The 26,100-nt window shown below is 69.7% G+C and carries 22 protein-coding genes and 1 tRNA gene; 15 read left to right on the top strand and 8 right to left on the bottom strand.

Features of this window, described 5'->3' with window-relative positions; translation table 11 throughout:
* Positions 1-3: 3 nt before the first annotated feature.
* Both O9280_RS00225 and O9280_RS00220 read right to left on the bottom strand, forming a co-directional pair.
* Positions 4-858 (bottom strand): M90 family metallopeptidase, encoded by an 855-nt coding sequence (locus O9280_RS00225; RefSeq protein ID WP_298337283.1) that lies wholly within the window; start codon positions 856-858, stop codon positions 4-6.
* Positions 859-876: 18 nt separating this feature from the next.
* Positions 877-1,152 carry a hypothetical protein gene (locus O9280_RS00220; protein WP_298337279.1) on the bottom strand — a complete coding sequence of 92 codons (276 nt, stop codon included), beginning with the start codon at positions 1,150-1,152 and terminating at the stop codon, positions 877-879.
* 161 nt (positions 1,153-1,313) lie between these two features.
* Here O9280_RS00220 and O9280_RS00215 point away from each other — a divergent pair, with 161 nt between their 5' ends.
* The 8 genes from O9280_RS00215 (at position 1,314) to O9280_RS00180 (ending at position 7,317) form a co-directional block, all read left to right on the top strand.
* Entirely contained in the window at positions 1,314-3,164 is a 1,851-nt protein-coding gene (locus O9280_RS00215) for a DegV family protein (protein WP_298337276.1), read from the top strand.
* On the top strand, positions 3,161-3,790 hold the full coding sequence (plsY, locus tag O9280_RS00210) for a glycerol-3-phosphate 1-O-acyltransferase PlsY (protein ID WP_298337273.1): 630 nt from the start codon (positions 3,161-3,163) through the stop codon (positions 3,788-3,790). The genes O9280_RS00215 and plsY overlap by 4 nt, the downstream gene beginning before the upstream one ends.
* Positions 3,783-4,553, top strand: coding sequence for a biotin--[acetyl-CoA-carboxylase] ligase (locus tag O9280_RS00205; RefSeq protein ID WP_298337270.1), 771 nt, complete (start codon positions 3,783-3,785; stop codon positions 4,551-4,553). The genes plsY and O9280_RS00205 overlap by 8 nt, the downstream gene beginning before the upstream one ends.
* Entirely contained in the window at positions 4,540-5,295 is a 756-nt protein-coding gene (locus O9280_RS00200) for a type III pantothenate kinase (protein ID WP_298337267.1), read from the top strand. The genes O9280_RS00205 and O9280_RS00200 overlap by 14 nt, the downstream gene beginning before the upstream one ends.
* A 45-nt stretch (positions 5,296-5,340) precedes the next feature.
* Positions 5,341-5,994: an SPOR domain-containing protein gene (locus O9280_RS00195; protein WP_298337264.1), complete on the top strand. Its 654-nt coding sequence runs from the start codon at positions 5,341-5,343 to the stop codon at positions 5,992-5,994.
* Positions 5,995-6,034: 40 nt separating this feature from the next.
* Positions 6,035-6,110, top strand: a tRNA-Thr gene (locus O9280_RS00190).
* A gap of 54 nt (positions 6,111-6,164) precedes the next feature.
* A complete protein-coding gene (gene rocF / locus O9280_RS00185) occupies positions 6,165-7,085 on the top strand; it encodes an arginase (RefSeq protein ID WP_298337261.1) in 921 nt (306 codons plus the stop codon).
* A gap of 91 nt (positions 7,086-7,176) precedes the next feature.
* Positions 7,177-7,317, top strand: coding sequence for an entericidin A/B family lipoprotein (locus O9280_RS00180; RefSeq protein WP_298337258.1), 141 nt, complete (start codon positions 7,177-7,179; stop codon positions 7,315-7,317).
* A gap of 7 nt (positions 7,318-7,324) precedes the next feature.
* Here O9280_RS00180 and O9280_RS00175 read toward each other — a convergent pair whose 3' ends face one another.
* Positions 7,325-8,125, bottom strand: a complete 801-nt coding sequence (locus O9280_RS00175) for a hypothetical protein (protein ID WP_298337255.1) — start codon at positions 8,123-8,125, stop codon at positions 7,325-7,327.
* Between the two features lie 87 nt (positions 8,126-8,212).
* Between O9280_RS00175 and O9280_RS00170 the strand changes: the two genes are divergently transcribed.
* From O9280_RS00170 to O9280_RS00155, 4 genes are all read left to right on the top strand, one after another.
* A complete protein-coding gene (locus O9280_RS00170; protein ID WP_298337252.1) occupies positions 8,213-9,541 on the top strand; it encodes a tryptophan--tRNA ligase in 1,329 nt (442 codons plus the stop codon).
* Between the two features lie 25 nt (positions 9,542-9,566).
* The gene (locus O9280_RS00165) at positions 9,567-9,869 is read left to right on the top strand and encodes a hypothetical protein (protein ID WP_298337249.1); all 303 of its coding nucleotides are present in this window, start codon (positions 9,567-9,569) and stop codon (positions 9,867-9,869) included.
* Positions 9,870-9,987: 118 nt separating this feature from the next.
* The gene (locus tag O9280_RS00160; protein WP_298337245.1) at positions 9,988-10,176 is read left to right on the top strand and encodes a DUF2892 domain-containing protein; all 189 of its coding nucleotides are present in this window, start codon (positions 9,988-9,990) and stop codon (positions 10,174-10,176) included.
* Positions 10,177-10,278: 102 nt separating this feature from the next.
* The gene (locus O9280_RS00155) at positions 10,279-10,632 is read left to right on the top strand and encodes an HPF/RaiA family ribosome-associated protein (protein WP_298337242.1); all 354 of its coding nucleotides are present in this window, start codon (positions 10,279-10,281) and stop codon (positions 10,630-10,632) included.
* Positions 10,633-10,678: 46 nt separating this feature from the next.
* Here O9280_RS00155 and O9280_RS00150 read toward each other — a convergent pair whose 3' ends face one another.
* From O9280_RS00150 to O9280_RS00130, 5 genes are all read right to left on the bottom strand, one after another.
* On the bottom strand, positions 10,679-11,743 hold the full coding sequence (locus O9280_RS00150) for a HEAT repeat domain-containing protein (protein WP_298337239.1): 1,065 nt from the start codon (positions 11,741-11,743) through the stop codon (positions 10,679-10,681).
* Positions 11,743-13,182 (bottom strand): dihydrolipoamide acetyltransferase family protein, encoded by a 1,440-nt coding sequence (locus O9280_RS00145; RefSeq protein WP_298337236.1) that lies wholly within the window; start codon positions 13,180-13,182, stop codon positions 11,743-11,745. The genes O9280_RS00150 and O9280_RS00145 overlap by 1 nt, the downstream gene beginning before the upstream one ends.
* A 17-nt stretch (positions 13,183-13,199) precedes the next feature.
* On the bottom strand, positions 13,200-14,198 hold the full coding sequence (locus O9280_RS00140) for an alpha-ketoacid dehydrogenase subunit beta (RefSeq protein ID WP_298337234.1): 999 nt from the start codon (positions 14,196-14,198) through the stop codon (positions 13,200-13,202).
* The gene (pdhA, locus tag O9280_RS00135; RefSeq protein WP_298337232.1) at positions 14,195-15,271 is read right to left on the bottom strand and encodes a pyruvate dehydrogenase (acetyl-transferring) E1 component subunit alpha; all 1,077 of its coding nucleotides are present in this window, start codon (positions 15,269-15,271) and stop codon (positions 14,195-14,197) included. Before pdhA ends, O9280_RS00140 begins: the two co-directional genes overlap by 4 nt.
* Positions 15,272-15,412: 141 nt before the next feature.
* Complete coding sequence (locus tag O9280_RS00130) at positions 15,413-21,727, bottom strand: Ig-like domain-containing protein (protein ID WP_298337227.1); 6,315 nt, start codon at positions 21,725-21,727, stop codon at positions 15,413-15,415.
* Positions 21,728-21,887: 160 nt separating this feature from the next.
* On the opposite strand from O9280_RS00130, the gene O9280_RS00125 reads away from it, so the two are divergent.
* The 3 genes from O9280_RS00125 to O9280_RS00115 all read left to right on the top strand — a co-directional run bounded on the left by O9280_RS00125 (position 21,888) and on the right by O9280_RS00115 (position 26,064).
* Positions 21,888-22,742: a tryptophan 2,3-dioxygenase family protein gene (locus O9280_RS00125; RefSeq protein WP_298337225.1), complete on the top strand. Its 855-nt coding sequence runs from the start codon at positions 21,888-21,890 to the stop codon at positions 22,740-22,742.
* A gap of 73 nt (positions 22,743-22,815) precedes the next feature.
* Positions 22,816-24,387, top strand: a complete 1,572-nt coding sequence (locus tag O9280_RS00120; protein WP_298337223.1) for an AbgT family transporter — start codon at positions 22,816-22,818, stop codon at positions 24,385-24,387.
* Positions 24,388-24,561: 174 nt separating this feature from the next.
* On the top strand, positions 24,562-26,064 hold the full coding sequence (locus O9280_RS00115; protein WP_298337221.1) for an oligopeptide:H+ symporter: 1,503 nt from the start codon (positions 24,562-24,564) through the stop codon (positions 26,062-26,064).
* Positions 26,065-26,100 lie beyond the last annotated feature (36 nt).

Genomic DNA, 26,100 nt, shown 5'->3' with positions numbered 1-26,100 from the left:
GGCTTAGGCCGGCGTCGGATCGTTGTCGCGGTCCAGGGCCGGCGGCGGCCCATAGAACCGCTCGAGGTGCGCGGCCACCGCCGGGAAGGCCGCACGCAGGCGCTCCGGGTCGGTGAAGTGGTACTCGCTGCAAACAGCGAAGAACTCTTCCGGGGCTTCCGCGGCGTAGGGATCGATGGCGGGTCTGGCGCCGTCCTCATCCGGCTCTTCATCGTCATGCGGGCCGTGCTGCGCCCCGGCGGCGTCGAGCGCGTCGAGTTCGGCGTTCAGGGCCTCGAAGGCGGCGCCGAAATCGCGGGCCCAGGCTCGCTGCCACTCGCGCGGCAGGGGCGGCGTGCCGTCCATGACGCCGTCCAGCGCGTCGAGCTTGTGGGCCATTTCGTGGACCACGAGCTGGTAGCCCGGTTCCGGCTCGGCGATCTCGGCGTCGAGGTCGGCCCAGCTCAGCACCATCGGCCCGTGCTGCCAGCTTTCGCCTTCGCGGTCTTCGAAGCCGTCCTCGACGACTTCGAGTTCGTCCATTTCGTGCGGTGCACCATGCCGTCCATGCTCCACCCGGAAGGCGCCGGGGTGGACGATCACCTCCGACCAGCCGCGCAGGCCTGCCTCGCCGATGCCGAGCAGGGGCAGGCAGGCGTGGGCCGCCAGCGCCAGCCGGTCGCCGTCGTCGAGGGTCAGGCCGTGGGCCGGGGAGATCGCCTTGCCGTCGAGGAATCGGGCGGTCAGCCCGCGCAGGCGTGATTGACGCAGTGGGCCCAGGCCTCGAACCAACGGAGCCCGGGCCAGCAGGGCGGCCCAGTGCGCGTCGTGGATGTCAGGGGGTGGCTTGCGCCAGCGTCGCCACCAGGCCCAGGGCATGCCGGTGCGCGGCGTGGGTCAGCGGAACATGCCCGGCAGCAGGCGGTTCCAGCGCGGCGTGGTGGTCCGCACGTTGCCCGGGCTGCGCGCGCTGGCCGGACGGGTCGGCGTAGCCTCGGTATGGCGCGCTGGGGCGTCGGTCGGTGCCGCGGCCTCGGCGGCCGGCGCGGTGGCCGGCTTGGCATCGCAGGCGCTCGGCGCTTCGGCGGCGGGCGCTTCCGTGACCGCTTCGGCGGCAACGCCGGCCATCGGCAGGGCCAGCAGGGCGAGCGACAGGAGAGCGGCGCGGATCATGGCGGTTTCCGTAGGGGTAGGCCCGGAGAGATGCGGCACCGGGCAAACGCGTCGCAGGATCATACGCCGCCGGTGAAGGCCGCGCATGGGCGCGCCTTGCCAGCCGGGCATGCTGTCGCGCAGCATGCCGAACCGTGGGGAGTTCCCCCAGACTCCGGCGTATGTCCGCGACCACGCCCCTCGCTTCCCCGCTGCCGCCACCCGGCCCCATCCGCGCCGCCGCCCTGCGCCATGCGCTGATCGCTGGCGTGCGCCGGGTCATCGCCCGCCGCGACGCGCTGAACAAGATCAACGTGTTCCCCGTGCCCGATGGCGACACCGGCAACAACCTCGCCCTGACGCTGAGCACGGTGCTCACCGGCGCGCTGCAGCGTCGGGCCGGTGGCGTGGGCCGCCTGCTTCGGCGGGTCGGCGACGAGGCGATCGACGGCGCGCGCGGCAACTCCGGCGCCATCCTCGCGCAGTTCTTCAGCGGCTTGGCCGATGCCGTCGGTTCGCGGGCCTCGCTCGACCGCCGCGGCCTCGCCGAGGCGGCGCGCGCCGCATCGCGTTCGGCGCGCTCGGCGATGGCTGATCCGAAGGAAGGCACGATGATCAGCGTGATCCATGCCTTCGCCGAGGCGCTGGTGCACGCCGCCGAGCAGGGCGAACGCCAGGAGCTCCGCGCCTGGTTCGAGTCCGCGCTGGCGCAGGCGCGCATCGCCCTCCAGCGCACGCCCGACCAGTTGCCCGTGCTGCGCAAGGCCGGCGTGGTCGATGCCGGCGCACAGGGCTTCGTCGATCTCCTCGAAGGCATCGGCGATTTCATGGCGCGGCGCGGGGCGTCTGGCGCTGCCGATGGTGCCGACGATCGCTCCGATCTCGACATCAGCGATGTGCACGATGCGCTGCACGCCGAACTCGACGACATCGATCCGCGCCATCGCTGGTGCACGGAATGCCTGCTGGTTGGCGAGGGCCTCGACCGCGCCGGGCTGCAGGCGGCGATGTCCGACCTTGGCGCCGACTGCGTCGTCGTCGCGGGCAGCGCGCATCGGGTGAAAGTGCATGCGCACGTGGCGAAGCCCTCGGCGATGTTCGAGGCGCTGGGCCGCTTCGGCCGCGTCGAATCGACCAAGGCCGACGACATGCTGGCGCAGGCGCGCACGGCCAACGCGCCGGGCGGCTGCGTGGTCGTCACCGACAGCTCGGCCGACCTGCCGGACGGCTTTGCCGACGCCCTGAACCTGCACGTGATCCCGCTGCGGGTGAACTTCGGCGAGCAGGACTACCTCGATCGCGTCGGCATCAGCCCCGCCGAGTTCTACGCGCGGCTGCGCCACGAGCACCTGCTGCCGCGCACCAGCCAGCCGCCGGTGGGTGATTTCCGCCGGCAGTTCGATTTCCTGCTCTCGCACCATGCCGAAGTCGTCTACATCGGGCTGTCGCGCGCGGTGTCGGGCACGCTGCAGGCGGCCGAGGCGGCTGCGCAGCGGGGTGATGCGTCCCGAACCCATGTGTTCGACACCGCGAATGCCGCGGGCGGGCAGGCCCTGCTCGCCATCGCCGCCGCCGAGAAGGCCGCCACCGGCGCCGCCGCGGCCGAGGTGCTCGCGCATGTGGCCGCGTTGAAGCCGAAGACGCTCACCTTCGCGCTCGCCCGCGACATCCGCCACGCCGTGCGCGGCGGCCGCGTGCCGCGCTGGGCCGGATGGATCGCGTCGGTGCTTCGCGCCACGCCGATCGCCAAGGTCGTGCCAGAAGGCCGCCTGAAACCCTGTGCCGCGCTGTTCGGCGAGGCGCGCGCCCGCGAGCGCTTTGCGGCCTATGTCGCCAAGCAGGCGCCTGCGGGAACGCGCTGGCGTCTGATCGTCGGCCATTGCGACGCGGCTGACGATGCCGCGGCCTTGCTGGCCGCCCTCAAGCTGCGGCTCGACATCGCCGAAGGCTGGCTGGTGGAAACCGGCCCTGCGGTTGGCGCGCATGCCGGCCCCGGGGCGCTGGTCGCCTGCCTGCAGCCGGTGGCGCCGTGAGCCTCGCGACGATGCTCGCGGCCGGTGCTGCGGCCTATCTGCTCGGTTCCATTTCCGGAAGCCTGTGGCTCGGCAAGTTGCGCGGCGTCGACATCCGCACCCAGGGCAGCGGCAATGCCGGCGGCACCAACGCCCTCCGTACCCAGGGTTGGGCCTTCGCGCTCGGCACCGTGTTGATCGACATCGGCAAGGGTGCGGCCGCGGTGGCGCTGATGCGCTGGGTGGGCGGTGATGTCGTGGCGCAGATGGTGGGTGCGTTGCTGGCCGTGGCTGGCCATGTGTGGCCGGTGTTCCACGGCTTCCGCGGCGGCAAGGGTGCGGCGACGCTGGTGGGCGGCCTCGCCCTGCTGTGGCCGCTGGCCTTGGCGCCGCTGCTGGGCGTCTGGCTGCTGGTGCTGCTCTCGACCGGCTACGTTGGGCTCGCGACCGTGCTGGCCGGCATCGCCCTGCCGGTGTGGGCGCTGGTCGAGGGCCGCGACGGCGCCTGGATGGGCTTCGCGCTGGTGGCCGCCGTGCTGCTGGCGTGGACGCATCGCGCCAACCTGCAGCGGCTGCGGGCCGGCAACGAGCACCGCTTCGAGAAGGCGCGCGTCTTCGCGCGACTGTGGGCCCGTACCGATGCCTGAAGCGTTCGGAGAACGCGACCTTGCGCTCGATGAGGCGGCGCTCGGTGAGCTGGCCGCATTCCATCACGTCGAAGCGGTCGACTCGACGCAGGACTGGGCGCTCTGCAGCCCGTTGCCGATGCGCGGTGCCGCGGTGTTCGTCGCCGACGGCCAGTCGGCCGGTCGTGGCCGACGCGGCCGCGCTTGGCAGACCGATCCCAAAGGCGCGCTGGCCTTCACCGTGCTCCGACGTTTCGCGCTGCCGCCCTTGCGGCTTGCCCCATTGGGTCCCGCCGTCGGTGTCGCAGTGGCGCGCGCCCTGCACGATTCTGGCGCCTCCAGCGTGCGCCTCAAGTGGCCGAACGATCTCGTGGTCGATGACGCCAAGCTCGCGGGCCTGCTCATCGAAGCCCGCGGCGAGGCGGTGGCCATCGGCATCGGCCTGAACCTCGACGTCGCGGCGGTGCCCGGCGTCGAGCAGCCGTGGACCGATCTGCGTCGCGCCGGCGTGGAGGACGTCGCGCGGCCGCGCATCCTTGGCGCCGTGCTGCGTCGTCTGCTGCCGGCGCTGGCCGAGTTCGAACGCGAGGACTTCGCGGCTTTCGTGGAGGACTGGGCCCGCTTCGACGCCTTGGCCGGTCGGCCGGTGCGGGTGCTGTCCGGTGAGCGCGTGGAGGACGGGGTGGCGATGGGCATCGACGTGGGCGGTGGCCTGCGCGTGCGCCATGTCGATGGCGATCGCGTGCACCATGCCGGCGAGGTGAGCGTCCGTGTGGCTGCTTGATCTCGGCAATACGCGCTTGAAGCTGGCGCGCGCCGATGCCTCGGGCCTCGGCCCGGTCACGGCGCTGGCCCATGGGGATGCCGGCTTCGATACCGCCCTCCACGAGGTGTTGGCCCAAGACGCGCCTGGCGATGCCGCGTGGCTGGCCAGCGTCGCGCCGGAGGCCATCCGCCAGCGCGTCGAGGCGGCGCTCGATGCCTGTGGCCTGCGACCGCAGCGCGCCGTCACGCGCGCCGAGTGCGCCGGCGTGCGCATCGCCTACGCCGACCCGGCGCGTCTGGGCGTCGACCGCTTCCTCGCCCTGTTGGCGGCGCGGGCCCGCGGCGGCGACCAGCTCGTCGTGAGCTATGGCAGCGCGATCACCGTCGATCTCCTCGACGCCCGGGGAATCCACCACGGTGGCCTCATCGGGATCGCTCCCGCGCATGCGCGCCAAGCCTTGGCGGCGCGGTTTCCGGCGCTGGATCGTGGCGAAGCGCCCACGCCTGCCGCCGTGGCTTTCGGCATCGATACCCCCGAGGCCGTCGCCGCCGGGGCGCGCGGGCAGGCCCTCGGCCTCGTCCTTGCCGCGTGGGACGACGCCTGCGCCGTGTTGGGCCGACCACCGTCCCTGCTGGTCGGCGGCGGCGATGCGGCGGCGTTCGCTGATGCCCTGGCTCGGCGCTTGTCCGCTCGAGTTGTGCATCACGAAGCGATGGTGCTGGAGGGGCTGCGCGTCTACGCGGCGGCCGGATGCGCTTGACCGCGGGATGAGCGAAGCCGCGTGCCGCGCGGCTACACTGCACGCATGCTTTCGCGCGGTGCCCTGATCATCCTGCTGTGCCTCAACGTCGCGGCGGCCCTCTGGTGGGGGCTGCATGCGCCGTCGCACGCGGCCGCCCTGCCGGCCACCCAGCCCGGCGTGCCGGGCCTCACCCTGCTGGCCGAAGCCGAACCCGATTCGCTGCCCGCCTCGGCGGAGTTGGCCGTGGCGCCCACCCGCATGGATGCCGCCATGGCCTGCCTCTCGGTCGGTCCGTTCGACACGCCCTCGGCGCTGCGCCGGGCGGTCGATGTGCTGGGTGCGAGCGTCGGCAAGCTGCAGTACCGCGAAGCCCAGGTCCAGAGTTCACGCGGCTGGCGCGTGTATGTGCCCGCGGCCGCCACCCGCGGCGATGCCTTGGCGAAGGCGCGCGCGCTGGCCGGGCAGGGCATCCGCGACTACTACGTCGTGACCGCCGGGCCGGGCGAGAACACCGTGTCGCTCGGCTTGTTCCGCGAACAGCAGAACGCCGAGGCTCGCCTCGCGGAAGTGAAGGCACTGGGCATCGAAGCGGTCATGGAGACCGCCAGCGAGGATCGCCCGCAGTGGTGGCTCGAGATCGCGGTCGCCGCCGATTACGACTGGCGCACGCCGCTGGGTGCGGGCAACTGGCAGGCGCGGCCCATCCCCTGCTTCTGATCGCCCGGTTGCCGGGCTGGTTTACACTTCCGCCCCCAGCGCCGGCATAGCTCAGCTGGTAGAGCAACCGCCTTGTAAGCGGTAGGTCGTCCGTTCGATTCGGACTGTCGGCACCACCTCCGCCGTAAGCGCCGTCCGGCCGAACGACGACGCAGCACGAAGGAGTGAGCATGAGTCGTTTTCCGACCGTCGCGCTGATCGGCGCGCCCACCGACATCGGCGCCGGCCACCGTGGTGCCGTCATGGGCCCCGAAGCCCTGCGCGTCGCCGGCATCGCCGAAGCGCTGCGCGAGCGCGGCGTCACCGTCGAGGACCGCGGCAACCTGACCGGCCCGATGAATCCCTGGCTGCCGCCCCTGAACGGCTACCGTCACTTGCCGCAGGTGGTCGAGTGGAACGAGGCGGCGATGCGCGCCGTCGAGGCCGAGCTCGATGCCGGCAACCTGCCGGTCCTGATGGGCGGCGACCACTGCCTCGGCCTTGGCAGCATCACCGCGGTCGCGCGCTGGTGCCGGCGCGTGGGCAAGAAGCTGCGGGTGATCTGGCTCGACGCGCACGCCGACTTCAACACCTCGGACGTGACGCCCTCCGGCAACATCCACGGCATGCCGGTGGCCTGCCTCTGCGGCCTCGGCCCGAAGGAACTGACGCATCTTGGCGGCAGCGCGCCGGCGATCTCGCCCGACGTCGTCCGCCAGATCGGCATCCGCTCGGTCGATGCCGGCGAGAAGAAGCTGGTGAAGGAGTACGGCCTCGACATCTACGACATGCGCTACATCGACGAGGTCGGCATGAAGCGCGCGATGGACGAGGCGCTGGCCGGCATCGACGCCGAGACCCACGTGCACGTGAGCTTCGACGTCGATTTCCTCGACCCCGGCATCGCCCCGGGTGTCGGCACCACGGTGCCCGGCGGCCCGAACTACCGCGAGGCCCAGCTGGTGATGGAAATGATCGCCGACACCGGCCGCATGGGTTCGCTCGACATCGTCGAGTTGAACCCGGCCTTCGACGACCACAACAAGACCGCGCTGCTGGCCGTGGACCTCGTCGAGAGCCTGTTCGGCAAGTCCACCCTGATGCGCGATTGAGTCGTCCCCGCGGTGGCGTGAAGACCCGCATTCCGCCGGTCTTCACCCGCCGGGACGCTAGAATCCGGCCACGTTCCAAGGGAGACCTTCCATGACCAAGTTCCGCCTGCTCGCCGTCGCCCTGCTTGCCCTCGTCGCGCTTTCCGCCTGCAACACCGTCTCCGGCTTCGGCAAGGACGTGAAGAAGGTCGGCGAAGTGATGACTCGCGAAGCCGACGAAGCCAAGGACTGAACCCGGCTCACGGGTCCGGCATGAAACCGCCCGGGAAGGCCCGCGGTTCGCGGGCCAGCCACGGCTGCCGTTCGAATCGGATGACGCCGCGTGCCACCAGCGCCTCGTGGCGGTCATGGCGCAGGGCGATGAGTTCATCGGCCTGCCGGCTTGCTCGTTCGAAGGTCGTCCGCGCGCTGGGCGACCAGCGCCGCTCGCCATGCGCGGTGCCCAAAGGCGAGGCGGGTGCGGGGGCTCCCGCCGCGGCGTCGGCCACGGTTTCCGCGGCTTGGGCGGATGGCGCGCTGCGCTCGGCCCGTGCGATCGGCGGGGTCGGTATCGGCCAAGGTTCAACCACCGCGGCTTCGCGGAACACCGCCGCACCGATCACCCCGAGGTCGAAGGGCCGCCCCGTGCGTGCGGCGTAGCTGTCCGCTGCGGCGCTGAATCGGAAGGCCGCGACCTCCTGCATCGATTTCCGCCAGCCGTCGATCTCGGCGCTCGCATAGGGCGCGAGCACGTAGCCGGACTGCGCTGGATCGGCCGATTCGCCCGTCACCACGTTGACGCCATCGACGCTGAGCACGACCAGCACGCGCGCCCCCATGATGTTGGTGAGGCGCAGGGTGTAGGGCTGGTCGTCCTCGCCGGCCACCCAGGCCTCGCGGCGGTGCCGGTATTGCGGCAAGGCCGCGCCGGTGTCGCGATCGACCACCTCGAGCCGCACCATGCGCGCCTCCTCGGGTGTCGTGGGGCGCGGATGGGCGCAGGCGATCTGGGACGCCGCGAGCAGCGCGACGGCGGCGAAGGAGCGGGGCAGGGCGGGCATCGCGGTTCTCCGTGGGGTCTGGAACCCTGCAACGCACCGCGCGCGCAAACGGGGTTGGACGGCCTGCCCGCAGGCTAAAATCGCGGCATGACCGCTCCCGTCCGCATCCTCACCGGCATCACCACGTCCGGCACCCCGCACCTCGGCAACTACGCCGGCGCCATCCGTCCAGCGGTGGCCGCCAGCCGCCAGCCCGGCACCGAGAGCTTCTACTTCCTCGCCGACTACCACGCGCTGATCAAGGTGCAGGACCCGGCGCGCGTGCAGCGTTCGACGCTGGAGATCGCGGCCACGTGGCTGGCCTGCGGGCTCGATCCGGATCGCGTGTGGTTCTACCGGCAGTCGGATATCCCGGAGATCCCCGAGCTCACGTGGTTCCTGACCTGCGTGGCCGGCAAGGGCCTGCTGAACCGCGCGCACGCCTATAAGGCGGCCGTGGACGCGAACACCGCCAATGGCGAGGACGCCGATGCCGGCGTCACTGCCGGGCTCTACATGTACCCGGTGCTGATGGCCGCCGACATCCTTGGCTTCAAGGCGCACAAGGTGCCGGTGGGCCGTGACCAGATCCAGCACATCGAGATGGCGCGCGATTTCGCCGCACGCTTCAACCACACCTACGGCGAGTACCTGGTGCTGCCGGAAGCGGTGATCGAGGAACAGGTGGCCACGCTGCCCGGCCTCGACGGCCGCAAGATGAGCAAGAGCTACGACAACACCATCCCGCTGTTCGCTCCGCCGGCGCAGCTGAAGAAGCTGATCGCCTCGATCGTCACCGACTCGCGCGCGCCGGGCGAGGCCAAAGACCCCGACGCCGCGCATCTGTTCACGCTGTACCGCGCCTTCGCCACCGAGGCGCAGGCGGCCGAGATGCACACCGCGCTGCGTGGCGGGCTCGCCTGGGGCGAGGCGAAGCAGGCGCTGTTTGAGCTGCTCGATGGCCACCTCGCGCCGATGCGCGAGCGCTACGAGGCGCTGATCGCGAAGCCGGCCGACATCGAAGCCACGCTGCAGGCGGGTGCCGCGAAGGCGCGTGCCATCGCCACGCCGCTGTTGCGCGAATTGCGCGAGGCCGTGGGCCTGCGGCCGCTGACCGCCACCATGGCCGAGGCGCCGAAGGCCAAGGCGGCGAAGGTCGCCCAGCCCACCTTCAAGCAGTACCGCGAGAGCGACGGCCGCTTCTACTTCAAGCTCGTGCATGCCGACGGCCGCGTGCTGGTGCAGAGCGAGGGCCATGCCTCGCCGAAGGACGCCGGGCAGCTCATCGCGAAGCTCAAGGCCGAAGGCGCGGCCCTGGTGCATCGCGCGGACGAAGGCCTGCATTTGGCCGGAGCGATGATCGGCCGTCTCGAGGACGGCATCGAGCTCGCCGAGGTGCTGGAATCTCTCGCCGCCTTCGCCGAGGACGCGGCCTGAACATCGCGTTCGGCAGACTATGCGCATGAGTCTCCTCGCCGTTCTTCTCCTCGCCCCGTGGTTCGCCGTGCTCGGCTGGATCTACTGGCGCACCGCGCCCGCCCGCTTCGCCAGCGCCCGTGGTTTCGACATCGCGGCGTTGGTCGGCGCCATCGCGCTGTCGGTCGCTGGCATGGTCGCCGGCCTGCAAGTCGAGCCCGCCGGACACCATCCGATCATCCGCGAGATCGTCGCTTCGCTGATCGCCTACAAGGGCTTCCTGCTGGTGTTGGTTGCAGCGTGGTTCTGGCGACGCCGCGCACCGCTCGCAGCGAACGCGCGTTCCTGACCCGCCGGCCCTCGGGCGGCAGCGAATTGATCGAGGTCATGGCGGCTCGCGGCGGCCTCCCGCAGGCTGGAATGGCGCGCTGGTACCCGGCGCTTGACCCCATCACGGAGCCTGCCTCATGAAAGCGAATGTCGGTGGCATCGATCGGATCCTGCGCGCCGCCGCAGGTTTGGGACTGGTGGGCTGGGCCGCCTTCGGCGGGCCGGTCTGGGCGTGGGTTGGCGTGGTGCCGCTGGCGACGTCCGCCATCGGCTTTTGCCCGATTTACCCGTTGCTCGGCCTGAACACGTGCCCCGTGAAGGGCTGAGCCCCTTCAGCGTCGTCAAGGTTCGCTGAACGCCGCGAGCGACGCGGGAACCTCCCGCCCGCCGCGGCACTCTGTCGTTGCCCAACCGCGGAGGAACGAACGATGCACATCGCCCTGCTCAGCCATCGCGACATCCATGGCACCGACACGCTCGACGCCCTGCAGCGCCGCGCGGAACGGCATCTCAGCCGCATCGCCCACTTGATCTCGGACCTCGTCGTTTCGCTCGCCGACCTCAATGGCCCGAAGGGCGGCATCGACCGCCAGTGCCAGGTGCAGGCCAAGCTTCACGATGGCCGGCTCGTCGTGGTGAAGGCGCGCAGCGAGGGCTTCGGCCCCGCCATCGACGGCGCGCTGCACAAACTGCTGAAGCGCCTGATCAAGCAGCGCAAGCGCATGGTCGAGCAGCGGCGTTCGGCGGTGCCGTTCGGGCGACTGGCTGCGGCGGTCACGTAGCCCAACGCCGGAGCCGACGGCTCGCCGAATCCCCGGGCTGGCTTGTTCAGTAGCTGAATTCCGCGAATGGATCGGCGCCGTACGCGAGGCAAGGCCATTCCACCACCTGCGCTTCGCGACCGATCACGAAGCCTCCCCAACGCCGGGAGGTCAAGTACAGGCGGCCGTCTCGCCCCATTCGCGGGCCCTCGCGGTACACGATGTCGTCGCTTTCTGATCCGGTGACGGTGCCCAAGCTGCCAGGTGCCCTGGCCACAACGCGGGCACCAAAGGTCCTGTCGGCGCGGCGGGAAATCAACAGCACGTCGGGTTGCTCGTGTGTGCCGCTTTCGACGGCGATCCAGCCCGATCCAAATGGCGCCAGAAAGCTGAGGTTTTCGTTGGCGAGAGGGGTGATGCTGAGACCACGATCGACGAACGCCAGCATCCCGCCCCATTCGCCGGCAGACTCGGCCACCAGCCAGCCATCGTCGATCCATACCGAGCGGAGCATGCCGGGTGTACGGAACGTGCTCTCCGATGCGAGCGTGAAGCCGTCGGGTAGCTCGGGGCCTTGGACGACCGGCGCTTCCTCGAAGACTGGAAACGCCAGGCAGGCGCGCGTCCGATCATGCGGCGTCGCGGTGAGACTTCGCGGAAGGATCGAGCGGCGCCGGATTTCCGCTTGACCCTCCGGCGTATTGAACGCGGCGGCCCGGTCGCGTGCCGGCGCAAACCAATGGGTCTCGGAGATTCGCTTCAGTGCCGCCTTCGACTCGTGTGTCGCCATGTAGGCCAGCGCATTGATCGCGAGGAAGCCCAAAGCGAGATCGTTCCGTCGATCGACGACTCGGACAAGCTCGTCCACGGCCGCCGGCGTTCCCAGTTCCGCCAGTACGCGAACGGCTCCGCTTCGATGATGCCGCTGCTGGTCGTCCAGAACCGCGCGGAGCTCCGGGAGTATGTTTTCGCCGGAGCGGTAACGATCGAGCTCTGCCTCGATGAGCAAGTCCTCGAAGCTCCGATCCAAAGGTGCCGGGTCGAGCTGTTGCCCGGCGGTCGTCGTCGCCCAGGCGGCGAAGATCACTCCAAGCCACAGCGGGTTTCGCACCTTCCGGCTCGTCATCGGCATCACCGCGCCCGCTGCAGGTCGTCGATCATCGCCTTGAGGAACCGCGCCGCTTCGCCACCTGTCGCTGCTCGATGATCGAAGGTGAGCGAGAGCGGCATCAGGCGGTGCGTCTCGATGCCGCCCAGCACCGGCACCACGCCGTGGTACAGCCGGCCCGCCGCAACGATGCACACGCAAGGCGGCACCACGACCGGCGTCGCGTACTTGCCGGCGAACTTGCCGAAGTTGCTCAGCATGATCGTGTAGCCGGAGAGCTCTTCGGCCGGCAGCGAGCGGTCCTTGAGGCCATCGCGCAGGCGCGAGATGCCCGCGCGCATTCCGGCGGCGTCCATCCGGTCGGCGCCGCGCAGGTTGGTCACGAACAGGCCGTCCGCGTGATCGATGGCAATGCCGACGTCGACGCGCGCATGGCGGCGCAGCGTGCCTTCCTTCGCGTTGAGCCAGGCGTTCATCGCCGGCTCGGCCGCGCTGGCGACCACCAGCGAGCGGATCAGGCGCACCGTGATGTCCTCGCCCGGCGACCATGCGTGGAGGTCGGCGTCGTCCATCAGCGTGGTCGGCACCACTTCGGCATGCGCGGCGGCCATGCTGCGCACCATGTTGCGGCGCACGCCGCGGATCGGCGCGTCGGTGTCGAAATCGGCATCGATCGAGCGCTCGGGGCGAGGAGGCATGGCTGCAACGGGTGGCCGGACATCGGCCACGGGTGCCGCGATCGACGGTGCCGGCGCGCGCAGCGCCGATGGGGTGGGCGACTCGCCGAGGCGGGCCTCGCCGCGTTCGGCGGCGCGCTTCACGTCGGCAAGGGTCACCACGCCGTCGGCGCCGGTCGGCGCGATGCGGGCAAGGTCGACGCCGAGCTTCTTCGCCAGCGCCCGAACGGCGGGTACGGCCTTGACGCCGCCGACCGCGACGGTGGATTCGCGCCTCACTTCGCTCGACACCTGCATCGCGCCGACGACGGTGCCAGCGTCCTCACGCTGGGCCGGCGCCGGAGTCGGCGCGGGCGCGGCCAGCGCCGGTGTCGCGTTCTTGAAGCCGCCGCCGAAGGCGGGCGTCACGCCTTCCGGCAGGTCGTTCGACAGGTCCGAGGCGGAGAGCGAGGGCATCGGCGGCATGACGGTTGGCGCGGGTGCGTGCCCTGCGCCATGCACATGCCCGGTGTCGTGGCCCGCGGCGCGCTGCGGCAGGGTCGGGTCCAGCTCGAATTCGGCCAGCCACGCGCCGGTGGTGATTACGTCGCCGGCCTTGCCGGCCACGCGCAGCAGGGTGCCGGAACAGGGCGCCGGCACGTCGACGACGGCCTTCGCCGTCTCCATCGACACCAGCGGATCATCGAGGCGGACGACCTGGCCGACGGCGACATGCCACTCGACGATCTCGGCGTCCGGGAGCCCTTCGCCCAGGTCGGGCAACAGGAACAGGTGCGTGGTGCTCATGCGGGGGGCGTCCTGGGTCAGGAGACGGCGAGCGTGCGCTTCGCGGCGGCCACGATCTTGTCGACCGAGGGCAGGTACTTCATCTCGAGGCGGAACAGCGGGATCGGCACGTCGTAGCCGGTGACGCGCTCCACCGGCGCGACGAGGTCGTACATCGCGTGTTCGGCGAGACGCGCGGCGATCTCGGCGCCGAAGCCGGCGGTGCGGCAGGCCTCGTGGACGATCACGCAACGGCCGGTTTTCTTCACCGACTCGTGGATGGTGTCGAAGTCGAGCGGCTTGAGCGTGGCGACGTCGACGACTTCGGCGCTGATGCCTTCGCCAGCGAGCTTCTCCGCGGCTTCGAGGCACTCCTTCACCTGCGCGCCCCAGGTGACGAGGGTCACGTCGGTGCCGTCGCGCAGCACGAAGCAGACGTCGAGCGGCAGGGCTTCGCCGTCGTCGGGCACCTCCTCCTTGTATTGGCGGTAGATGCGCTTCGGCTCCATGTAGATCACCGGGTCCGGGTCGCGGATGGCGGCAAGCAGCAGGCCGTAGGCGCGCTGCGGCGAGGAGGGCATCACCACGCGCAGGCCGGGGACGTTGGTGAACATCGCCTCGTTCGCTTCCGAGTGGTGCTCGGGTGCGCGGATGCCGCCGCCCCAGGGCACGCGCAGCACCATCGGGCAGGTGAGGCGGCCGCGCGTGCGGTTGCGGAAGCGCGCGGCGTGGCAGACCAGGTGGTCGAGCATCGGATAGACGAAGCCGTCGAACTGCACTTCGGCCACCGGCTTCATGCCCTGCGTGGCGAGGCCGACGGTGAGGCCGGCGATGGTCGTTTCGTCGAGCGGCGTGTCGAGCACGCGGTCCATACCGAAGCGCATCTGCAGGCCAGCGGTGGCGCGGAATACGCCGCCGTTGACGCCGACGTCCTCGCCGAGCACGAGGACGCTCGGATCGTTCGTCATCTCGTAGGCCAGCGCCTGCGTGATCGCTTCGATCAGGGTGATCGTGGGTGTCGTCGTTTCGGCGCTCATCGGCGGCTCTCCCAGTCGATGGCGTCCTCGCGCTGGGCGGCGAGGTCGAGCGGCAGCGTCTCGTAAAGGTGGTCGAACATGTCGGTGACCGGCGGCGGCGGCACAGCGAGGTAGGCATTCACTTCCTCGTCGACGCGTGCGTTGCACACCTCGCGCCACGCGAGCTCCTCGGCCTCGCTCCACACCCCGAGTGACGTGAGGTAGGTGCGCAGGCGCACCAGCGGTTCGCGGGTCCAGGCCGCCTTCACTTCCTCGTCGGGGCGGTAGCGGCGGGCATCGTCGGCGGTGGTGTGGTCGGCGAGGCGATAGGTGACCAGCTCGATCACGCTGCCGCCGTGGCCGGTGCGCGCGCGCTTGAGCGCATGGTCCATCGCGGCGCGCACGGCGATCAGGTCGTTGCCGTCGACCTGCACGCAGTCGAGGCCGCCGGCCAAGCCCTTCTGGGCCAGCGTGCGCGCGCCCGTCTGCGCCTTGCGCGGCACCGAGATCGCCCACTGGTTGTTGATGATGCACAGCACGAAGGGCAGGCAGTAGGCACCGGCCGAATTGATGGCGGCGTAAGTGTCGGTCTTGGAGCTGCCGCCGTCTCCCACGCAGGCCACGGCCACGCGGGGTTCGTCGCGCAGCTTGAAGGCGAGCGCCGCGCCGGCCGCGTGCAGGCACTGGGTGCCGATCGGCACGCACCACGGGTAGTCGTGCGCGGGGCCGGAGAAGTGGTTGCCGCGCTCGTCGCCGCCCCAGTACATCAGCACTTCGCGCGGCTTCACGCCGCGGACGAACTGCGCGCCGTACTCGCGGTAGCTCGGCGCCAGCACGTCGTCGAGCTGCATCGCGCTGCCGATGCCGATGTGCGTGGCCTCGTGGCCGAGGCAGCTGGCGTAGGTGCCAAGCTTGCCGGTGCGCTGCAGCGCCACCGCCTTGGTGTCGAAGGCGCGCACGAGGAGCATCTGCTTGAACAGCGCGACCAGCGCCTTCGGGTCCTTCGCGAACTCGGGCAGGTCCTCGCGTAGCAGGCGCCCGTCTTCGCCGAGGAACTGGACGTAGTCGATCTCGAACGTCGCTGCCGTGCGCATCCGCTGGGCTCCCGCCGAAGGGACCTGCTTGATAGCAGGCGGAGGGCACGGACGACAAGGTCTGTCGCGTCGCACCAAAGCAGAGGGCCCGGCATGGCCGGGCCCTCTGCGTTCCTCAGCGCTTTCGCGGTGCGCTTCCGCTCAAGGCACAGCGCATCCCTGCGTCATCCCGAGGGGCTGGACGCGATCGGTGCCGACCCATCGGCCCGACACGCCGTTCACGAAGGTCGCGTCGACGGTAAAGCTCTGCAGTGCACCTCCGCCGATGACGCGGCGCAGCGTTCCCACGCTGGTCCGCCGGGGAGCGGCGTCGCGTTCGCACCCCGGGCAGAAGCCGTTGAGTTGCTCGAGCACCAGCGTCTCGTCCACCCCACCGAAACGCGGGCGTTCGGCAATCGCGAAGCGTGCGACGCCGCTGGCGTCGTAGCCGTAGACCGCATGGAACTCGTAGTTCGGGAACAATTGCACGCTGTAGCCACTTCCGGCACGCGCGGGGTCGAACCAGTTGCCACTGGCGTCCAGCGTTCCTCCGCTGACACTCGGGCAGCCGCGGCCGAGTGCCGAGAAGGCTTCGCTCCCCGTGTAGCCATCGAGCGTGTAGGTGAACGTGAACGCATCAGGCCCGGTGGGCGTGGCCACCGCGCCGCCGATCGCCGTCAGGGTGTTCGACGTGCCATTCCAGCTGCTGCGGTAGAGCGTGCCGCGCCACACGCCGTTCTGCGCCGGCGCCGGGCCCTGCAGGTAGTACCAGGTGGCCGAGCCGTCTTGAAGATAGGTGTACCAGACGCCGGCCCACTGGTTCCCCGCAGGGTGCATGAACAGCCCGTGGCCACTGCGGCCGCTGTTGAAGTAGCTGCCGCCGCGAACGGCGGGCGCTTGCCCGACGAGTTCCACGCCGAGCGTGACCTCCGCCACGGCCGTGCCGAGGTTGCGCGGCACGAGGTAGAGGCGGCCCGCCGGCGGCGATTCGATCGCGATCTGTCGCGCGACTCCACCGGCCTCCTGCGAGGCGGAAATGACCGTCCCATTGGCCGGTGCGATCAGCGGCGCTTGCGGGCCCGCCGTCGGTGCCGGCGCGGCAAACACCTGGAAATCGAGCGGCTGCGACGTGCCCAGATTGACCAAGAGGCGTGTCGTTCCAGCGGGCACGTCGACGAACACGCGACGCGCCTCCTCGTTGGGGGCGAGTCGAAGCGTCGGCGGACTGAAGGGCAGGGGCGCTCCGCCCTCCGGGGCTGCAAGTGGGCCGACGGCACCTCCTCGACGTTCGATTGACACCGGCATCCATGCGGCCGGCGCGCCTGGGGCCTCCGCGATGCTCAGCCATGCGACGCGCCGCTCGCCGTCGAGAAGGGTGGGTTCATTCCACGCCAGCCGCACGGGCCATTCCGCCAGGCGGTCGGCGCGCGCCGGGCCGGTGGCCACCAGGGACGGCGTCCCCGCTAGCACCGGAACCTCGAAGACTTCCACGCGAGCGATGCTTGCGCCGCCATGGGGCATATGGCCCATGACCCAGTATCGGACCAGCGTGTTCGCCGGAACCTCCACCGTGAGCGAACAGCGCTCGATTAGGCTCGTCATGGCTGCGGTGCACCTCAGTTCTCCGCGTTCCGCGTCGCCCTGCCCGTCGTCGTCGATGCCGACGTAGAGATCGATGCCGTCCCCGAAGGGCCCTGGCGTTTCGACGAGCACGCGCCACTGGCGTGCGACGCTCGCGCTCGGCAGCGTGCGCAGTTCAGCGCGCCAGCCGTCCGCGTTGTCCCACGTCGTCTCGAAGGTCCGATCGGCGGGCACGGCAAGCTCGAAGCGCTGCGCCGCGACGGCGGGGGTGACGTTGATGCGCGCGTCCGAGGTTGCGCGGAATCCGCGGACCGTAACGTCGACGGCACCGCTCGTACCGTCCCTCTGCAATCGCAGGGCGGATTCGGCAATCGGAGTGACGATCAGCTGCAACCGGCCCTGCGCGCAGCGACTGCGGTTGTCGCAGAGTCGGTACTCGAGTCGATCTTCTCCGCTGCGGTCGTTCACCGGGCGGTAGACCACCCGGTCGTCGGCGACGTTGCCCGATGTGCTCGCGCTGTCGATGCTCGCCGTCCCGTAGGCCGGCCCTTGGATGATCTCGAGGCGCCCGCCCGCCAGCGCTGACGCCTCGAAGACGTCGTTGCCCAGGACATTGATCGAAGCGACGCCACTGTTCTCACCGATCCGGACAAGGTCGTCTCGGACACCGAACCGCGGGCCCGTCATCGTGATCGCCACGGTCGCGGTGGAGCAGGCGTTCTGGGGGTCGCAGGCCTCGTAGTCGAAGGTTACGCGGCCCCTGAAGCCCTCGGGTGGCACGAAGCGCAGCGCCCCGGCGTCAGAGACCGTGACCGTGCCCTCGCTGGGTGCACTCCGGAGGCGAGCCGTCAAGGCATCGCCGTCGGCATCGGTGTCGTTGGCAAGCACGCCCGGGGTCGGAATCTCTAAGGCCAAGTCGGCTCCGGCCGTGTAGGTGTCGGACGTCGCGACGGGGGGCGCGTTGACGATGACGACGGCTCGGCTGGTGATCCTGGCCTCGTTGGTGGCGTCCCGGACGGTCGCCTCGAAATCGATGCTCGCCCCGCGGTCACCCGTCCTCACGGTGTAGCTCGAGCCGGCGGCGCCGGGGATCGGCGTGCCGTTCCGACGCCAAACGATGGTGATGGTCGTCGGATCGTTTTCGGGGTCCCTCCAGCCGACAGAAACGTACAGCACGGCCCCCGCAACGGGGGTCCCTGAGATGCTTGGCGTGCCGCTGAATTCCGGGGCGCGATTGGCGACGACGGCGATGGTGGCGCTGGTCGTGTTGTCGGCGGGCGTCAGTTCGGTGCCCCGACTTTCGGCGGTGGCGGTCAACGCGATGTCTCCGTTGGCCAATCCGCTGCTGTTCGCCAGGGACACCTGGAACGTCGCCAGTGCACCGGAGGCGAAGGACTCGCGGCGACAGGTGGTGGACGTGGTGGTTGCGGTCGTTGTGATCGGCGCGCACGTCCATCCGCTCGGGGCGGCGACCGCCAGTCCGTTCAGCGGACGGTCGACGCGAAGCTCCACTGCTGTGCCGGGAGCCACATCGCCGTCCGACACCACATCGACCGTCCAGCCGAGGGACTGGCCGATGCTGATGGTCCTCGCGGTGGGGAACGCGCCGACACGCAGATTGACGCTGCGGAAGCTCGCCGCGGTGAGTTGGAGCACGACGGGATCGTGGTCCGAAACGCGCAAGGGGCCCGTGCCAAAGCGCGTTTCCGCGAAATCGGCATTGATCCTCGCGTGCTCGGCCTTCACCGCCAGCAGGCTGTCGAGCACACGCTGGTTGACCACCGCATGGTCGAGGGACTGGGCATTGCCGTCGAAGGCGAACGAATAGCGATCGTCGCGCGGCGAGAGTGGTGTCAATACGGTCAGCGGCGTCGTCACCGGGCTCGGGAAGTGCGTCAGCACCTGGTCGGCCGGCGCGGCGTTGCCTGTCACGATCCCCATCCCGTCGACGAGGCCGTCATTGAACTCGAAGACGTTGAAGTCGCCGAGGAGCAGCAGCCGCTCGTTGCTGTCGGCCGTCTGACGCTGCTGGACGATGTTGGCGAGGAACACCGCCTGCTGGCCCCGCTTGGCGCGCACGCGTTCCCCCGAGGTGGCCCAGCCGTTGCTGCCTGCCGCGGTGTCGGACGCGCCACCCAGCGAACGCATGTGGTTGTTGATGACGGTGAAGGCCTCCGACGCGCCATTCGGATGCTCGACCACGGCGCGCAGGAGCAAGGGCGGTCGGTCGTTCAGGAGCTCGGTGCTCGCGTCCGGGTTGGTGAACAGCGCATCCTTGCCGATCTGCTGCACTTCGAGCACGCGGACCCGCGGCACGCCCGAGCGAACTTCGCGGGTCGACACCAGGTAGCCGACATCGATGCCGCCGACGTCGTTGCCTTCCACGAGGTAGGCGACGTACTGCGGGTTCTGCGTGCAGCCGTTGGTCCCGGCGGCGCCGGAGGCGTTGATGCGGTCCGCCAGCTGGGTCAGCACGGCGAGGTTCTCGACCTCGACGATGCCGAGGATGTCGGGCACGCGCACGTAGCGGCAGATGGCTTCGGTGGTCTGGGTGAGCCGGCGGTCCAAGGCGGCCGCGGTCAGTACCGGCTCGCCAACGAGGGGGTCGTTGACGCTGTCGAAGAAGCGCAGGATGTTGAAGCCGCCAACGGTGGCCATGTCGCTAGCCGGGGTGGGGACGGCGGCCGCAGCGCGGCCGCCGGCCAGGAAGCCGCCGGCGTCGACCTGCAGCTGGCCGGCATCGGGCAACAGCGAGTAGTAGTTGAACGCGTAGTCGATGACGCCAACGAGGTTGCTCAGGGCAACGCCGGCGTCCGCCGACACGCGCAGCGCCCCGATCTGGCCATCGCTGTCCACGCGAAGGAGCTCGGAGTTGTTGTCGAAGCGCGGCACCGTCGACGGCGCCGTCGTTGCGACCAGCTCGTCGGGGTCGAGTCCGGCTTCGCGCAGCGGGCGCGGCACGCCAGCCAGCGTGGCGAAGAACACGCCGTTTCCATTCGTCGCCGTCGCGTTCGCCTCGCTGATGTTGGCATTCGTCGGCGCGACCGTGACCAGCGACGGTGCGCGCACGCGCATTCCCTCGAAGCGCTCCATGGCTTCCGGGCCATTGCCCGGGGCGAGGTCGGCAGTCTGCAGGTCGACCGTGGCGGGCAGCGGCTGTCCACTGGCGATCAGGGTCACGCTGAGCGTCACGCCGGCGCCCGCGTTGCTCGCGAGCTGCGTGATCGGCAGGGAGCGGCTGACGGTGTCGCTGAACGCGAACTCGGTGACCCGGCCGAAGACACGGACGCGGTTCCCCACGGCCGCCGCGGCCGGGGGCGCGCTGGAGGTGAAGACGAAGATGCCCTGCGAGGTCGTCGGGTCGGCGTCGGCCTCACCTTCGGCGGTCTGCAGGAAGAAGCCGTTGTTGGATTTGCGCGCCGTGACGATGCCTTCCACCGTCACATCCGTCCCCACCAAGGGCGACTGTGCCCCGTTGCCCTGGATGGCGTGGATCGCCGTCAGCGCCACGTCGTCGTTGCGGATCGTGCCCGTCGCGCTGCCGTCCACCACGGTGGCGCCGCTGACATTGGCGATCGTGACGGTGAAGGTCTCGTCGGCCTCGAGCGTCGAGTCGCCGTTGATCGTCACGTCAAAGTCGAGGCTGCTGGCGCCCGCGGCGATGGTCTCGGCTGCCAAGTTGCGGGCGACGTAGTCGCTGCCGGCCGAGGCCGTTCCGTCCGCCGTCGCGATGTCGAAGCGGACGCCGCCGGCCGGGGCCGGGGTCGCGAGGCTCACCGTGAATCGGGCGATCGTCGTCCCGGCATTGCCTTCGAACAGGCTGGCGTCGTTGATCGACAGGTCGGGGGAGGCAGCGGCGTCGTCGTTGGTGATCGTGCCGAGGCCCTGGCCGTCAGCGACGTTCGCGCCGATGACGTTGGTGACGTTCACGAAGAGCGTCTCGTTCGCCTCGACCTGCGTGTCGCCGCTGATGTCGACGGTGAAGTTCGCGGTGCTGGCCCCGGCCGCGATCGACTGGCCGGACAGCGCTTTGGCGACATAGTCGCTGCTGGCGGTGGCGGTGCCATCGGCGGTTCCGATGTCGAACGTGACGCCACCCGCGGGCGCGGGCTGGTTGAGGCTGACCGTGAAGGTGGCGCTGGTGGCCCCGCTGTTCCCCTCGGCCACGGTGACGTCATTGATCGACAGCGTCGGCGTCGCCGAACCGGCCGTCAGGGTGAAGTCGTCGATCGCGAGGCCGTCGTCGGCGCCACTCGCATCGACGTCGACCCACCGGAGGCAGAAGGACGCTCCGTTGGCGATCGCCAGTGCATTGATGGAGGCGGCGATCGCCGTCCGGTTGCCGGCGGCGTTGCCGTCGCGTGCGCCCGCGGTGCCGCCGCTGTTGGGCGTGGTGAAGTCCAGCGTGTCGATGTCCGTCCAGGTGCCCGTGGTCAGGCTGGTGGCATCGAGGCTGTACTGGGCATCAAGGCGGTCCGAACGGGCCGCCGTACCGAGGCGCCACTGCTCGCCGGTATAGCCGACGTCGATGTTCGCCAGCGTGGCGCCGCTCTGGTTCGTGAAGCAGGCGCCGTAGGTCGCGATCAGCGTGCCGCTTCGGATCGATCCGAGGGCGCGTTCTGTGGAGCCGGCGGCGCCATAGCTGAACGTGTCGCCGGTGTTCGAGGCGCCGGTGTCGACGGCGTACTGCTCGTTGTCGCGCGCGCCGCCGCCGGTTTCGTTGAGGAGCCATCCGGTGGGCAGGGCCGTGTTGGTCGTGCTCCCCGCGGTGTTCGACAGGGTGTCGAAGTTCTGCGAGTACGTGCCTCCCGACAGGGGGACGGTCTGGGCGGAGGCGGTCGTGGCGGACAGGAACAGGAGGGCGGCCGCAAGGGCGGCCGTCGTCGGGAGACGCATCGGCAGGGCTCGGAAGAAGGGGGGGGCATCGCGCGCTTGGGGGCCGCGCGAACGGCCGCGTAGTTTACTCGCGAATGTGACGTCTTGTTTACGTCCGGTTCATTCGCCGGGCGTGCGAGGCGGCCCCGTAGACTGTCCGGCCACCCTGTTCAGCATCCCCATGACCGATCCCGTCCACCGCCCGCTGGAAGTCGGCATCACCACCGACCTCCGCGACCGCCTGAGTTACTCCGGATACCTGCGTCTCGACGTGTTGCTGGCCGCCCAGCAGCCGCGCAGCGCGCCGGACAACCACGACGAGCTGCTGTTCATCGTCCAGCACCAGACCTCCGAGCTGTGGATGAAGCTGGTCATCGCCGAACTGCAGGCGGCCATCGGCCACCTTCGCGAGGACCGGCTCGATCGCGCGCTCAAGGGCATCGCCCGGGTCAAGCACGTGCAGAAGCAGCTGGTCGAGCAATGGAGCGTGCTCGAGACGCTGACGCCCAGCGAGTACGCGGGCATCCGGCCGCATCTCGGGCCGTCCTCGGGCTTCCAGTCGCTGCAGTACCGGATGATCGAGTTCCTGCTCGGCAACAAGAACGCCGCGATGCTGGCGGTGTTCGCCCACGAGCCGGCCGAGCACGCGGCGCTGGCGGCCGTCTACGAGGCCCCCAGCCTCTACGACGAGGTGCTGCGCTTCCTCGCCCGCCGCGGTCACGCCGTGCCGGCCGACCTGCTCGCCCGCGACGTGCGCCAGCCGCACGCCCGTCGCGCTGATCTGGTGCCCACGCTGGTTGGCATCTATGCCGACACCGCCACCCACTGGGACGCCTACCACTTGTGTGAATCGCTGGTGGACCTCGAGGTGAACTTCCAGCTCTGGCGCTTCCGGCATCTGAAGACGGTCGAACGCATCATCGGCTTCAAGGCCGGCACCGGCGGCAGTTCGGGGGCGGGCTTCCTGAAGCAGGCCTTGGACCTCACTTTCTTCCCCGAGCTGTTCGACGTCCGGACCGCCCTCGGGGCGGGCTGACGACGCGATCTTCACGGGCTGCTGACGGCGGCCCGGCTTTAGTCGCGCGTCCTTCCCATCCGGTGATCCCCGCGTGACCACGGCTGTTCCTGCTCCCGATGCGCCGCGTGGCGCCCTGATGCGTTTCCTCGACGGCGTCGAGAAGGTGGGCAACAAGCTGCCCGACCCGGCGCTGCTGTTCATCCTGCTGATGCTGGTGGTGTTCGGCCTGAGCTGGGTGCTCTCCGGCGTGACATGGGACGTGGTCGACCCGCGCACCAAGGCGCCGCTGGTCATCAACAACCTGCTCGGCGGTGATGCCCTCGTGGGCTTCCTGTCGAACATGGTCAACGCCTTCGTGAACTTCCCGCCGTTGGGCGTCGTGCTGGTCTCGATGCTCGGCCTCGGCATCGCCGAGCACACCGGCTTCATCAACGCCGTCCTGCGCGCGCTGATGGCGATCACGGTGAAGCAGCTGATGACGCCGATGGTGGCCTTCGTGGCCATCCTCTCGCACTACGCGGTGGATGCCGGCTATGTGCTGGTGATCCCGCTGGCCGGCGTGATCTTCCACGCCGCCGGGCGCCACCCGCTCGCCGGTATCGCCGCGGCGTTCGCGGCCGTCTCGGGCGCCTACAGCGCGACCTTCTTCCTGCCCACCAGCCTCGATCCGATGCTGGCCAACATCACGATGGCCGGCGCGCAGATCCTCGACCCCACGCACCAGGTGGGCTCGGCCAACAACCTGTACTTCACCTTCGCCTCGGCCGGCCTGGTGATCGCCATCGTCTGGGCGCTGACCGACCTGATCATCGAGCCGCGCCTGAAGCGCACGGCCTCCATCGACGGCGACTTGTCGGCGATCGAAGCCTTCCAGCCGCTGGCTCCGCAGGAGCGCTCGGCGATGTGGGCGGCGCTCGGTTCGATGCTGTTCGGTCTCGTGGCCCTCGCGCTGACGGCCCTGCCGGAAACCTCGTCGTGGCGTTCGCCCACCACGGGCGCGCTGGAATCGACCGATGCGCCGCTGATGAAGTCGATCGTGCCGCTGATCTTCGTGCTGTTCCTGTTGCCCGGCGTCATCTACGGGATCATGGCCGGCACCGTGAAGACCCATCGCGACATCATCGCCGGCATGAGCAAGGCGATGAACGGCATGGGCTATTACCTCGTGCTGGTGTTCTTCTGCGCGCAGTTCATCGCGGCCTTCGGGCAGTCGAACCTCGGCGTCCTGCTGGCCCTCGAAGGTGCGGAAGTGCTGAAGGCCGCGGCGCTGCCGGCGGGCGTCACCATGGTGGGCATCATCCTGCTGACCGCCTCGGTGAACCTGGTGATCGGCTCGGCTTCCGCCAAGTGGACCCTGCTGGCGCCGATCTTCGTGCCGATGCTGATGCAGCTCGGCATCTCGCCGGACCTCACCCAGGCCGCCTACCGCGTCGGTGACTCGAGCTCGAACATCATCACCCCGCTGATGCCGTACTTCCCGCTGGTGGTCGTGTTCTGCCAGCGCTACGTCAAGAACACCGGCATCGGCACGGTGGTCGCGATGATGCTGCCCTTCACGATCACTTACCTCGTGCTGTGGAGCGGCTTCCTGCTGCTGTACTGGAGCCTCGGCATCCCGCTCGGCCCGGGCGCCAGCTACGTGTACCCGACGCCGGCCGGCTGATCCCCCGGCTTGGTCGCCCTAGGACGCCCCGCCTCGTGCGGGGCGTCTTTTTTCGTGGGCCGTCCGAAGCCATGCCGCAACGCGGTTTGACCTCCGCCTTCACAAACGGTACACAGTCGCGGCCCCGGCGCCTGTTGTCGGGTTTCTCTTCCTGACGAACCAAGGGGATACCGCATGAGCGGTGCTGCAACTTCCGCGACGGCCACGCCGCCGCCGGCCTTCGACCAGCTGCTCGGCCATCCGAAGCCGCTGTGGATGCTGTTCATGTCGGAGTTCTGGGAGCGCTTCGCGTTCTACGGCATCCGCTGGGCGCTGGTGCTGTACATCGTGGCGCAGTTCCACGGCGGCGATGCGGCGGGTCAGCAGCCGGCCGGCCTGATCTACGGTTCGTATCTCGCCCTCGTCTACGCCGCCGCCATCTTCGGCGGGCTCGTGGCCGACAAGTACCTCGGCTACCAGCGCTCGATCCTCGTCGGCGCCGTGTTCATGGCCGCCGGCCTGTTCATGATCGCCGTGCCCAACGAGACGGTCTTCAAGCTCGGTCTCGCCACCATCGTCGTCGGCAACGGCCTGTTCAAGCCGATCATCTCGACCCTCGTCGGCAAGATCTACGCCACCGGTGACGAGCGCCGCGATTCGGGCTTCACCATCTTCTACATGGGCATCAACCTCGGCGCGATGATCTCGCCGATCCTGACCCAGATCCTTGCCGCCAAGATCTTCGGCACCGAAGCGATGCCGGCCTACAAGGTCGTGTTCATCGCCGCGGGTATCGGCATGGTGATCTCGCTGTTCTGGTTCTACATGGGCCGTGCCCAGCTCAAGGGCGTGGGCGAGGCGCCGGAAGGTGCCGGCGGCATCGGCCGGGTCGTGACCGTGTTCGTCGGCTGCGCCATTGCTGTGCCGGTGGTCTATGCCCTGCTGGCCATGGGCGCGGCGACGCTGCAGATCATCCTCACCGTGATGTTCGTCGTGCTGGCCGGCATGCTGCTGGTCGAGGGCATCAAGAACGGCGCGCAGGCCCGCGACAAGGTGATCGCCATGCTGATCATCTTCGCCTTCAACATCCTGTTCTGGATGTTCTTCGAGCAGGCGGGCAGCTCGTTCACCTTCCTCGCCGACCAGATCGTCAACCGCGACCTCGGCTTCATGACCTTCCCGACGGCGTGGTTCCAGTCGGTGAACTCGGTGGCCATCATCGTGCTGGCTCCGCTCATCGCCTGGGGCTGGGTGAAGATGGGTTCGTGGAATCCGTCGATCCCGCGCAAGTTCGGCCTCGGCATCCTCTTCAACGGCCTCGCTTTCCTGCTGCTGATGATTGCCCTGGGCAGCATGGTCGACCCGGAGACGATGAAGATCCCGTTCTGGACCCTGTTCGCGGTCTACTGGATCCAGTCGATCGGCGAGCTCTGCCTGTCGCCGATCGGCCTCTCGATGGTGACCAAGCTGGCCCCGCTGCGCCTCGTCGGCTTCGGCATGGGCGGCTGGTTCCTCTCCACCGGCATCGGCAACAACCTGTCGGGCATCTTCGCCGGCCATGTATCGGGCGAGGGCGGCATGACCGCGGCCTCGGCCCTGTCGGGCTACACCTTCGGGTTCTGGGCGCTGTTGATCGGCGGTGTTTCGCTGTTCCTGCTCGCCCCGCTGATCCAGAAGCTGATGCACGGCGTGAAGTAAGCGCCTCGGCAAACGCTGAAACGCGAACGGCCCGGA

Origin of the sequence: Silanimonas sp., assembly GCF_027531545.1 — a bacterium.
Classification (GTDB): domain Bacteria; phylum Pseudomonadota; class Gammaproteobacteria; order Xanthomonadales; family Xanthomonadaceae; genus Silanimonas.
This window is presented reverse-complemented; position numbering and strand designations above follow the sequence as displayed.

Bases quoted from the DNA above. Each gene is read 5' to 3' on its own strand.
- O9280_RS00225 (WP_298337283.1), bottom strand. From the start codon at position 858: ATGCCCTGGGCCTGGTGGCGACGCTGGCGCAAGCCACCCCCTGACATC.
- O9280_RS00220 (WP_298337279.1), bottom strand. From the start codon at position 1,152: ATGATCCGCGCCGCTCTCCTGTCGCTCGCCCTGCTGGCCCTGCCGATG.
- O9280_RS00215 (WP_298337276.1), top strand. From the start codon at position 1,314: ATGTCCGCGACCACGCCCCTCGCTTCCCCGCTGCCGCCACCCGGCCCC.
- O9280_RS00205 (WP_298337270.1), top strand. From the start codon at position 3,783: ATGCCTGAAGCGTTCGGAGAACGCGACCTTGCGCTCGATGAGGCGGCG.
- O9280_RS00195 (WP_298337264.1), top strand. From the start codon at position 5,341: ATGCTTTCGCGCGGTGCCCTGATCATCCTGCTGTGCCTCAACGTCGCG.
- rocF (WP_298337261.1), top strand. From the start codon at position 6,165: ATGAGTCGTTTTCCGACCGTCGCGCTGATCGGCGCGCCCACCGACATC.
- O9280_RS00180 (WP_298337258.1), top strand. From the start codon at position 7,177: ATGACCAAGTTCCGCCTGCTCGCCGTCGCCCTGCTTGCCCTCGTCGCG.
- O9280_RS00175 (WP_298337255.1), bottom strand. From the start codon at position 8,125: ATGCCCGCCCTGCCCCGCTCCTTCGCCGCCGTCGCGCTGCTCGCGGCG.
- O9280_RS00170 (WP_298337252.1), top strand. From the start codon at position 8,213: ATGACCGCTCCCGTCCGCATCCTCACCGGCATCACCACGTCCGGCACC.
- O9280_RS00165 (WP_298337249.1), top strand. From the start codon at position 9,567: ATGAGTCTCCTCGCCGTTCTTCTCCTCGCCCCGTGGTTCGCCGTGCTC.
- O9280_RS00160 (WP_298337245.1), top strand. From the start codon at position 9,988: ATGAAAGCGAATGTCGGTGGCATCGATCGGATCCTGCGCGCCGCCGCA.
- O9280_RS00155 (WP_298337242.1), top strand. From the start codon at position 10,279: ATGCACATCGCCCTGCTCAGCCATCGCGACATCCATGGCACCGACACG.
- O9280_RS00150 (WP_298337239.1), bottom strand. From the start codon at position 11,743: ATGCCGATGACGAGCCGGAAGGTGCGAAACCCGCTGTGGCTTGGAGTG.
- O9280_RS00145 (WP_298337236.1), bottom strand. From the start codon at position 13,182: ATGAGCACCACGCACCTGTTCCTGTTGCCCGACCTGGGCGAAGGGCTC.
- O9280_RS00140 (WP_298337234.1), bottom strand. From the start codon at position 14,198: ATGAGCGCCGAAACGACGACACCCACGATCACCCTGATCGAAGCGATC.
- pdhA (WP_298337232.1), bottom strand. From the start codon at position 15,271: ATGCGCACGGCAGCGACGTTCGAGATCGACTACGTCCAGTTCCTCGGC.
- O9280_RS00130 (WP_298337227.1), bottom strand. From the start codon at position 21,727: ATGCGTCTCCCGACGACGGCCGCCCTTGCGGCCGCCCTCCTGTTCCTG.
- O9280_RS00125 (WP_298337225.1), top strand. From the start codon at position 21,888: ATGACCGATCCCGTCCACCGCCCGCTGGAAGTCGGCATCACCACCGAC.
- O9280_RS00115 (WP_298337221.1), top strand. From the start codon at position 24,562: ATGAGCGGTGCTGCAACTTCCGCGACGGCCACGCCGCCGCCGGCCTTC.